This window comes from Candidatus Auribacterota bacterium, from assembly GCA_026392035.1.
Classification (GTDB): Bacteria; Auribacterota; Tritonobacteria; order UBA1439; family UBA1439; genus JAPLCX01.
The window spans coordinates 1-10535 of sequence record JAPLCX010000031.1 but is presented as its reverse complement, the minus strand read 5'-3'; the positions used below and the strand labels follow the sequence as shown (position 1 = coordinate 10535).

General features: G+C 57.0%; 11 protein-coding genes. All 11 read left to right on the top strand.

Annotated elements, in window-relative coordinates:
* Positions 1–340: hypothetical protein (locus NTX71_03265; protein MCX6338923.1), on the top strand; the 340-nt coding region annotated here is incomplete at its 5' end.
* 10 nt (positions 341–350) lie between these two features.
* Entirely contained in the window at positions 351–842 is a 492-nt protein-coding gene (locus tag NTX71_03260; GenBank protein MCX6338922.1) for a hypothetical protein, read from the top strand.
* A 363-nt stretch (positions 843–1205) separates the two neighbouring features.
* On the top strand, positions 1206–1592 hold the full coding sequence (locus NTX71_03255) for an IS30 family transposase (protein MCX6338921.1): 387 nt from the start codon (positions 1206–1208) through the stop codon (positions 1590–1592).
* Between the two features lie 666 nt (positions 1593–2258).
* Complete coding sequence (locus NTX71_03250; GenBank protein MCX6338920.1) at positions 2259–2945, top strand: hypothetical protein; 687 nt, start codon at positions 2259–2261, stop codon at positions 2943–2945.
* Positions 2946–3045: 100 nt separating this feature from the next.
* Complete coding sequence (locus NTX71_03245) at positions 3046–3621, top strand: hypothetical protein (protein MCX6338919.1); 576 nt, start codon at positions 3046–3048, stop codon at positions 3619–3621.
* Positions 3618–5213 (top strand): long-chain fatty acid--CoA ligase, encoded by a 1596-nt coding sequence (locus NTX71_03240; GenBank protein MCX6338918.1) that lies wholly within the window; start codon positions 3618–3620, stop codon positions 5211–5213. Before NTX71_03245 ends, NTX71_03240 begins: the two co-directional genes overlap by 4 nt.
* Before the next feature lie 46 nt (positions 5214–5259).
* Positions 5260–5652 (top strand): PilZ domain-containing protein, encoded by a 393-nt coding sequence (locus NTX71_03235; protein ID MCX6338917.1) that lies wholly within the window; start codon positions 5260–5262, stop codon positions 5650–5652.
* 173 nt (positions 5653–5825) lie between these two features.
* Entirely contained in the window at positions 5826–6605 is a 780-nt protein-coding gene (locus NTX71_03230; protein ID MCX6338916.1) for a PilZ domain-containing protein, read from the top strand.
* A 287-nt stretch (positions 6606–6892) separates the two neighbouring features.
* On the top strand, positions 6893–7990 hold the full coding sequence (locus tag NTX71_03225; GenBank protein ID MCX6338915.1) for a PilT/PilU family type 4a pilus ATPase: 1098 nt from the start codon (positions 6893–6895) through the stop codon (positions 7988–7990).
* Between the two features lie 80 nt (positions 7991–8070).
* Positions 8071–9723 (top strand): radical SAM protein, encoded by a 1653-nt coding sequence (locus NTX71_03220; GenBank protein ID MCX6338914.1) that lies wholly within the window; start codon positions 8071–8073, stop codon positions 9721–9723.
* Positions 9720–10400 (top strand): polyphenol oxidase family protein, encoded by a 681-nt coding sequence (locus NTX71_03215; protein MCX6338913.1) that lies wholly within the window; start codon positions 9720–9722, stop codon positions 10398–10400. The genes NTX71_03220 and NTX71_03215 overlap by 4 nt, the downstream gene beginning before the upstream one ends.
* Positions 10401–10535 lie beyond the last annotated feature (135 nt).

The following is a 10535-nucleotide window of genomic DNA, read 5'->3' as shown; positions in this document are numbered from 1 at the left end:
ACCGCGCGGCATACCCTATTTAAAGGCAGGGCCTCCGACGATACTGATATACAGCGGTGTCGACGGCAGCCTCATCAGGGTGCTCGACCTCAGCCGCTACCTGGGCGCCAGCTTCCTGAGCGGTTTTTCGGTGGCGGGCGGAGATGTGGCTCCCGGGAGCGGAGACGAGATCATTGTGGGCGTGGGGGTGGTGGGGGCCTCCGGTGTTTTTGTCCTGAACGGCCAGGGAGATCTGCTGAGGTCCTTCTATACGTTCACCCGCTATCAGGTAAAGGGAGAGATCTGGGTTGCCGCGGGCGACGTTATCCCCAGTACGAGAGGCCGCGGCAAAGGATTATGATGAGATCGTCGTGGGCAGCGGGCAATGGTCGTCGGGGAAGGGGAGGTTCGAGATCTACGACGCGATGGGGAACTACATAACGCAGAAAGTGGTGTACGATATCGGCTGCGGAGTGCGGCCGGCGGTAGCCAACGACCCCCGCGGTGGCCCGCCCTCCGGGACGGGTGGCTCCCTTATCAATCTCTATACCGACAAGAGCGGCTACAGGGTAGGTTCCTCCATTGATGTGAGTTGCTCTATTCAGAGGGGCGTCTTCCCCTACGCCAACAAAGGCGATGTCTTTTTCTGGGCTGAATTGCCAAACGGCATGCGTTTCTATCTGACGCGGCGCGGGACATGGACTCGTGCGGTGGTGCCTGTGTACAGGAACGTCACGATGCAGCAGATGACTATGCGCCACCTGTTTACTCTGGCGGATACCCAGGAACGTCGCGCCGGGCAGCTACGCATTATCCGCCGCGCTCTACAGCCCGCCCCAGGGCACACTGAGGGACCTATTTAGCAATATCGCGCGGGTAGCTTTCTCAGTGGCTCGATAGAAGTTGTAGACGTTGCAGGCAACTCCAACACCCTCCGGCCGTTGAGTATTAAGGTGCTCTTCCGTTTTGTGTGGGTAAATCTTATTAATCCCTGCCTCTTTGCCGAAGGCGGGCAGGTCTGATTTTTGTCCGCCTCAGGCGGACGGGAGGTATCCTGGATTGCTTTACAAAATCAAACCCACACAGCTTTGAAGAGAACCGGTATAATAAATAAAATGGCTCAAGTTTTAATTTAGCCTATCCTATGGGCAATTCTAAACGCATGATATGTTGTATTATTTATACGGGTCTCAGTATCTACTCCACAGCGGGACGAGCGCAAGGCGCTGTTTTCGCTGGTTGGACGCGTGCAGAGCAAGGATGCAGAGGGAGTCAGCGCAATGGTTGCGGATCTGTTTGACTCGATTCCGAAGAAGGCGCAACAGACGATCACGTTTGACAACGGCAAGGAGTTCGCGCTTCACAAGCAAATGGCTGAAGCGACCGCGATGGATGTGTACTTTGCGCATCCGTATCATTCGTGGGAGCGTGGGACCAACGAGAACACGAACGGCCTGATCCGCCGATTGCACCCGAAGCGATCATCGTTCGCAACCATCGGCAACCCGGAGCCGGCCGGAATTGATCGGTACTTGAACGACCGCCCGAGGAAATGTTTGGGGTGGCACACGCCGCGGGAGGTTTTGCATGCCTTCCCTGGCGTCGCCCTGTGATGAGCGGGGCTGACGGACTATGTACCTGTTGATTTCTTGTGATGACACCGCCCGTTCAGGCCAGGCCGGCAGCCTCACCGGGATGAGAGATCGTTCGTTGTAGGGCCGTTTAGACGGGGGGAGCAATCAGTGTTCAATCGAGGCGCGCGTTTTTCCCGCACAGCGGCTGTCTCGGGGAGGGTAAGGAAACCTTTTCTACCCCCCTCTCCCCGACCCTCTCCCCCCATTCATTGGTGGGAGAGGGAGAGCACTCGATGTGACATTTCTAAACGATCTTTGACAATCTCCACCTTTGGGTTGCCTCCAAGCCCCATTTCTGCCACAATACCACCCACTAACCAACCTGCTGTCCACAGAAGGCATAGCTCGACTGGAAAGTGTTGCACTTGTTACTGGCTAATGTGGTAATTATTCTTCATCGCTTCCACTGATAGATACAATCCCCCACGTCCACAATTTAACCTTTTGCATCCGATGGGAGTATTCTTAAAAGAAGCGCGACTACTCACTGCCGGGTTTTTTAGAAGAACACGCTGCTCCGTTTCTATCACACGGAGCATACTCCCTCAGTTTGTATCCAAGAGGAATTTCAGCCGCAGTTATGGGTTGATCTGGGAAGTGGAATGAGATATATTTAAGCGACCCTATTGCGAGGGCCTGACATCCATGAAATTGCTACAGTTTTTACTCAGGCTCATCAAATTCTGCATCGGCCTGTTTCTTATCCCCGCCTGTGCCGGGGCGACGCTCGCGTTCTATCACGACCTCCTCGGCCCTCTCAAGTCGCAGCTGTGGTTCCTGGTGGGCCTGGGCATGTTCCTTCTCATATTCACGATTTTTCAGCAGCCCATCAAGAGCTACGTCTTCGGCCACGAGCTCACGCATGCGTTCTGGATACTCCTCTTCCGCGGGGAGGTGACCGGTTTCTCCGCCTCCTCCACGGGGGGCAAGGTGGAGGGGACAAAGGGCAACTTTTTTATTGCGCTCTCTCCGTACTTTTTCCCCGTATACACCATCCTCCTGATCGGGCTCTACTTCCTGGGAAAGCTCTTCTGGGAACCCCAGCAGTTCACGGCGGCGTTTGTGTTCCTCATCGGCTTCACATGGGCGTTCCATATCATCCTCACCGTTTCCGCGCTCATCAAGGGCCAGGCGGAGGTGAAGAAGAACGGCTATCTGTTTTCCCTCACCATCATCTACAGTATGAACATAATCGTGCTTGGTCTGGTCCTCATTTTCATATCGCCGGAATTTCGTTTCTCTGACCTGGCGGCCGCGTTGCGGGAGAATATCTCCACGAGCTATGCCCGCTTCGGGAATGCCCTGGGGTCTCTCATGGACAGTTTCCGCTGAGGGGACAGCGCGCGCTTGCATTGGTTCCCGTGAGGATATATAATAACAGCAGCCCAAAGCTGGAAGTTGAGAGCAAGAGGGATAACGCTGGAGGATGCCGATGAAATCAGTTCTACGTGCGATAACGTTTCTTGCCCCGGTGATTGTATGCGTCGGGTGCGCCGCGGTGATGGAGCCGTACAAATCGCCTTCCACGTCGTTCCATGTCGCGTTCGTGAAACGGGAGGACAAACTCATCGCGATTGACGGCCAGTCGAGGCTCGCCGATGCGAGGGGGATCAATTCTCAGGAGACGCGAAACTCAGGCAAATTCACCGGCCTTGGCGGGCTTGACAAGTGGCGCTATGACGCGAGGTACCTCCCCCCTGAAAGGCAGGGGGAGGAGTACGTGATCGCCTTTGTCGCGAAAGGGCCGGAGAAGGTGCTGCCGGAACCGATGACGCTCAAATTCGAGTATATGTATCCGAAGGGTGTCGAGGTCCACTATTCAGAGAAGGTGTACAATGACCTTCCAGTAGGACGGCACAAGTACGTGTGGAAGAACCTTGGCGATCAGAATACGGTGAACGGCGACATCGCGAGCTGGCGCGTCTCGCTCAACTACAAGGGCGCCGAGGTCGCCTCGATGCATTCCGCCCTGTGGCGTCCCTGGGGGAAGGTTGTCCTCGATGAGTGAGCGTCATCGCGCGCAGGTCGGCTGAAATGCGAATAATGAACGCGATGGCCCTGGTTGAGCGCTGCGAGAGCCTGGGCCAGATGCTCGAGGAGACCGCCCGCCGTTATCCGCGCCGCCGCGCGCTCATTTTAAAGAGGGGCGCGTGGAGCTACCGTGATCTGAATGCGATCGCCAACTGCTATGCGCACGCGCTTCGCGAGAAGTTAGGCCTGGTCCCCTCAGACCGGGTTGCCATTCTCCTGGCCAACGATATCCATTACATCTTCGCCTGCCTCGGCGCGTTTAAGGCAGGGGCTGTAGTGGTCCCGCTCAACTGTTTTCTGACCGCTCCTGAATTGAAATTAATTCTCGCTGATTCAGCCGCCACCGTTCTCGTGACGTCAGATCAATTTGCTCCCGTGGTGAGGAAATTTTCCGACGAGATACCAACGCTCAGGGCACTGGTAACCGTCGGGAGGGAAGACCTCGGAAATGATACCTGGCTGTGCGAGGCATTTATCAAGGGAGTGAGCGACTCGAATCCCCGGTGGGACGTGAAGCGGAGTCACCTCTCAGTGATCATCTATACGTCCGGCACCACCGGGAAGCCGAAAGGGGCAATGCTGACCCACGGGAATCTGCTGTCGAATATCATCAGCTCCGGCATGAGCATCAGGATAAGCAGAAGGGACCGCCTGCTCCTGATACTCCCCATGTTTCATTCGTTCACGCTCACCACCTGCATCCTCATGCCCATCGCCGTGGGCGCCGGCATCATTCCGGTGAGCAGGCTGCGCTCGATCCCCCACATCATCACGAGCATGGTTCTCAAACGCGCGACGATCCTGATCGGCATCCCTCACATCTACGACGTGATCGCTCAGAGGGGCATCCCCTGGTGGCTGCGGATATTCATGAGCCTCCGGGTGTGTATTTCCGGGTCCGCCCCCCTTTCCGAGGCGACGCTTAAAAACTTCGAAGCGCGGGTCAAGATTCCTCTCCTGGAGGGGTATGGCCTCTCAGAAACCTCACCCGTGGTCTCAATCAACCCGCTTGAAGGGATTCGCAAGCCTGGATCCGTCGGGAAACCTATCCCGGGTGTGGCGGTCAAGATTGTCTCTGGTGAGGGGGGAGAACTGCCCCCGGGGCGCGTCGGGGAAATTGCGGTGCGGGGGCAAAATGTGATGTGCGGGTATCTCAACCATCCCCGGGAAACGAAAGAAACAATCCGTGACGGATGGCTGCTGACGGGAGATATAGGGAAGATTGACGGGGATGGGTATATCTATATCCTCGACAGGAAAAAGGATATGATCCTGTTCCATGGCATGAATGTGTATCCCCGGGAGATTGAGGAAGTCCTCTACACCCACCACTCCGTTGCGGAGGCGGCCGTCGTGGGAAAGCCCGACCCCCGCCGCGGTGAGGTGCCCGTGGCGTTTGTGTCGTTGAAGGACGGCGCGCGCATAGAGGCTTCAGAGTTGATACAATTCTGCAAGCGGTCCCTCGCGGGATACAAGGTCCCTCATAGAATTATCGTCCTTGAAAAATTGCCGAGGACCGGGACGGGGAAAATTCTCAAACGGGAGCTCAAAAATATTATCACGAATTGACATTACATTTGAAAGGTGGTATATACCTAGTGAAAGGAGAAGCGTAATGGCGTCCACATGCTTAGGGAAAGCGCGTGCAGAGCGCAGGAGAGCGCCGCGGGCCGACATCAAGGTTCCCCTGAAAATAAAGAGGGCGAGTGATGTCATCGAGGCGAGCACGAAGAACATCAGCGCCTCAGGGGCGTACTGCATGCTTGACAAGTTCGTCCCGCTGAACACCAAACTCGGCGTGACCCTCCTCATGCCAAAAGAAGAAAGGGGAGGCCGTGGGCAGTTGAAAAAAGTGCAATGCCACGGGATTGTGGTGAGGAACCAGCCCGAGCGAGAGGGCGCCGCCGCGCCCCACTACAGCACGGCTATCTTTTTTACCGATATCGACCAGAGAGACAAACGGGAATTGTCCGACTATGTGAAGCACAGGCTGTCTCCGGAAGAGTAGAAGAGGCTCGCGCGGAGAAAGGGCCCCTCCGTGAGGTACGATCCGGGAGAGGTGTTCTCAACGAGGAACCCGGATGGAAAGGGGTTCAGCTTTAATTTACAGGTGGCAGATCCAAGGGTAATTTATTTTAGACAGCAGTGAGGCGGCGTATACCTAGTGAAAGGAGAAGCATAATGGCGTCCACACGCTTAGGGAAAGCGCGCGCAGAGCGCAGGAGAGCGCCGCGGGCCGACATCAAGGTTCCCCTGAAAATAAAGAGGGCGAGTGATGTCATCGAGGCGAGCACGAAGAACATCAGCGCCTCAGGGGCGTACTGCATGCTCGACAAGTTCGTCCCGCTGAACACCAAACTCGGCGTGACCCTCCTCATACCAAAAGAAGAAAGAGGAGGCCGTGAGCAGTTGAAAAAAGTGCAATGCCACGGGATTGTGGTGAGGAACCAGCCCGAGCGAGAGGGCGGCGCCGCGCCCCACTACAGCATGGCTATCTTTTTTACCGATATCGACCAGAGAGACAAACGGGAATTGTCCGACTATGTGCAGCACAGGCTGTCCCCGGAAGAGCAGAAGAGGCTCGCGCGGAGAGGCGGCCCCTCCATGAGGTACGATCCGGGAGAGGTGTTCTCAACGAAGAGCCCTGGTGAGAAGGGATTCAGCATAAGTTCGGCCAATTTCCGCGTGCTCGGCGAGCAAATCAATCTGAGTAAGAATGGAATACGCTGTCAGACCGACCGCGACATCCCCCTGTTCAGGGAGATCGCGGTGAATCTTGTGCTCCCGCCATCCGGCAAGACCCGCGGCAGGGGAGAGACTGAAGCGCTGCAATGCAGCGCGGTTGTGGTTGGGTGCGAGAGAGCACCCAAGAGTGACCGGTATGACATGGCCGCCTATTTCGTCGGTCTCTCAAAGGAGCAAAAAGAGAGGCTGGGAGACTGCATAAAGAAGTTCTTGTGACCAATAATCTGAATCAGCCGGTCGCGCTACTCGATGAGCCACGGATTGCGGCGTGTGAATGATCCGTGGCTGTTTTTTATGTAGGGCTCGCGTCTGGCAAATACGCAAATTAATTTTTCACCACAGATACACACAGATTAACACAGGTATAAAAACAGGTATTGGTTTCTTGTTTCGAAAAATGCCGTTTTAATCCGTGTGTATCTGTGTGCATCCTGTTTCGCAACACGTATCGGTCTTTATCTGTGTTCATCTGTGGTGAGTCATAAATCGTGAGGGGAGGCGGAATGATTATTTTAAAGGAACTTTTGCAAGAGGTGGCGGCTCGCGGGGCATCCGACATTCATTTTAAAGCGGGCTGCCCGCCGATCCTGCGCCTGAACACCAGACTCGTTGACATGGAAGCCGCTGCGCTGACGCAGGCCGAGGTGGAGCGAATCGCGCGATCTCTCGTGAGCGAAAAACAGTGGGAGTCTTTTCAGAGCAGGGGGGAACTGGATATCGCCTACCTGAGCGAGGGGGTGGGCCGTTTCCGCACCAACGTATTCCGGCAGAGGGGAATGGTGGGCGTCGTGATGAGGCACGTAAAAACGAGGATTCCCGATTTCCATGAATTGGGGCTGCCGGCGATACTCGAGAAGATCGCACTCGCCGAGAGGGGCATCATCATTGTCAGCGGCGCAACGGGTTGTGGAAAATCTACCACCCTCGCTTCCATGGTTAACTTTATCAACGCGAACGCGCGCCGGCATATCCTCACCGTTGAGGATCCGATTGAGTATATCTATTCCGACGACAGATCGGTGATCGACCAGCGCGAGGTGGGGATAGATACCAGAACGTTCACTGCGGCGTTGCGCTTTGTCATGCGGCAGGACCCCGACGTCATCATGGTCGGAGAGATGCGCGACCGTGAAAGTTTCGCGGCGGTGCTCTCCGCCGCTGATGTGGGGCGCCTCGTGATGACCACCCTGCATTCGCCTGATGCGGCCCAGGTGATGCTGCGGGTGATGGATTTCTTTCCGGCGAGCGACCGGGATCAGGTGAGGGTGCAGCTCGCGGCGAATCTCGTGGCGGTCATCTGCCAGCGCTTATTGCCCAGGCGAGCAGGGGGGGGGATGGTCCCCGCCGTTGAAATAATGCTCGGGACACCGATTGTGCGTAAGTTCATCCGCGAAAACAAGTTGGAGAAACTTTCTGATGCCATCCAGGATGGACGGGATGAGGGGATGCAGACCTTCAACCAGTCACTGGTTGAATTGGTCAGGGCATCGGTGGTCACGGAGCAGGCCGCGATGGACTATTCTCCCAATCAGGAGAGCCTCAAAATGAATCTCCAGGGAATCTACCTCGATGAGTCGCGGAAGATCCTCGGCTCGGATTGATTCCGCCTCCCCGCGTTCGCACAACCTGTTTTGACATTTGGCATTCCTCATTTGGTATTTGTCATTTGACATTCTTTCATATGAATTATAAGGTTATCCGTGAATTGAAGCGCCTCAGGGCCCTCGAGCGCGGCGGCGTGGATAAACAGCCCGCCGCGTGCACCGTCGCCCTCATCTACCCCAATTCCTACTATGTAGGCATGAGCAGCATGGGATTCCAGCTTGTGTACGGCCTCCTCAATGCGCTGTACGGTGTGCGATGCGAGCGCGGATTTTTTATTCCGGGGAGCCAGACGTATACGATAGAGAGCATCAGTCCCCTCAGGAGTTTCGACTGCGTGGGTTTCTCGCTCTCCTGCGAACAGGATTATTTCAATGTCATCGAGATTCTGCGGCGCGCGGGTATCCCGCTCGCGTCGCGCGAGCGTGACGAACGCCACCCGCTCATCATGGGCGGCGGCGTCTGCGCATGGCTCAACCCCGAACCGCTCGCGGATATCTTCGACCTGTTCGTGCTCGGCGAGGCTGAGGCTGTTTCAGCGAAGCTCTTTGACCGGATCATGGCGGGCGGCAGAGGGGGGAGGGTGCGTCTCCTCCGCACGCTTGCCGGGATTCCCGGAGTGTACGTACCCCGCATGTATGAGCCGCGTTACGGAGGAGATGGGCAGCTCCTCGCGGTGGAGGGGGTAGAACCGGGGCTCACCGCCCCCGAGAGGCAGTGGGTCGGGGAACTGGACAGATGGCCTGCCCTCGCGCCGATTGTCACGCCGGAGACCGAATTCGGTGATAAGGCCATAGTAGAGCTGATGCGCGGCTGCGGGAGACAGTGCCGCTTCTGTGTCGCGGACTACGCGTACCGCGCCCCCAGGCTGAGGAGCCGGAAGGCGGCTATGGACGCCGCGGCACGGGCGCTCTCGATTGGCAGCGGCGTTGCGCTCCTCGGCCCCTCGCTCACCGATCATCCCGACCTGGAAGAGATGGTTGATGAGATCGTGAGGAGGGGCGGGAGAATCTCCGTATCGAGCGTACGTGCGGGCCGGGTCAGCGAGCGGTTATTGGGCATCCTCGCGCGCAGCGGCCTCAGGAGCCTGACGATCGCGCCCGAGACACCCTCGGAGCGTCTGCAGCGGAAGCTGAACAAGGAGATTCACGCGCGGGATGTGATGCGGGTTGCGGAAGGCGCCGCGGCCGCCGGCTTGAGAGAGCTCAAGCTCTACTATCTCCTTGGGATTGAGGGAGAAACCGGGGAGGATTGCGAGGCGATTGTCGAGCAGGTGCGTGGCATTTCCGCGCGGATCCCTGTGCGTGTCAGTGTGGGCATGCTCGTTCCTAAAGCGAGAACCCCCCTCCAGTGGGCGGGGATGGAGGGAGAGCGCGAGCTGAGGAGAAAATACCGGTTGCTGAGGAAATCGATCGAAAAAATTCCCATGGTTCGTCTGAGCAACCAGAGCATCAGAGGGGCGATGGCAGAAGCGGCGCTGGCGAGAGGTGACAGGACGCTGGCCCGCCATCTCGCCATTGGCCGACTGCCGCGCGCGGCCATTGAGAAATACGCACTGCACCCGCGCGGCAAGGATGAGCTGTTTCCGTGGGAGCATATAGGGATCGGCGTGAAAAGGGAGTACCTCTGGGCTGAGTACGAAAAGTTTGTGCGCGGAGAGTTGACTGCCCCCTGCCACCCGCGGCAGTGTGGTGAATGCGGCGCCTGCGCGCTTCCGGGGGGCGTACGATGAGCGGAGGTCGCGACACCACGATTCACGAGGAGCATCATATCCTTTTCGAATCCCTCCAGGGGATCGAGTGGCTGAGCCACTGCTTCACGACGAGGAAGTTTATGGATTCATGCGCCCCCGGCAAGAGAAGGCGCGTCGAGATGTGCCGCCGGCTGAGGGATGAGCGGTTCCCCGATGCGCGCGCGATGGTGTGGGGAGAGCAGGTTCATGGAGCAGGCGTCGCGACGATCGGTGGCGCGCAGGCAGGCGAGATGATCGAGATGCCGGGAGTTGACGCCCTCATCTGCGGGGAGCCCGGCATATGCCTCATCGCCTATGGCGCCGATTGCCCGATTGTGTACATCGTGGACATAAAGAATAATGTGATCGCCCTCGTTCATTCAGGGAGGGAAGGGAGCGACAAGCGCATCGTCACTGAGTGCGTGGAAAGAATGGCGCGCGAGTTCGGAACTGCGCCGGCAGACTGCGCGGCTGTGATAAGCCCGTCAATAGGGCCATGCTGTTATCCGCTGGACCTCTGGCAGGGCATCGAAAGGGAACTTCGGATCCTAGGGGTTGACAATGTGACCAACCCCGGGTTATGCACCGCCTGCCATCCGCAGCGTTTCTTCTCCTATAGGAGGGAAAAAGGAAGGTGCGGCAGGATGCTCGCCGCGATGATGGTTACTACAGCCTAAGTACACAGTATCATAAATATGATGACATATAAATATTGCTTTTCAAGAACGGATGCGGCACAATACGAAGACAAAGAAGGAGGCGTATTGTGCCCAGAACAAGCCCATTCAAGATTATACTCTCTTCGGAAGAAA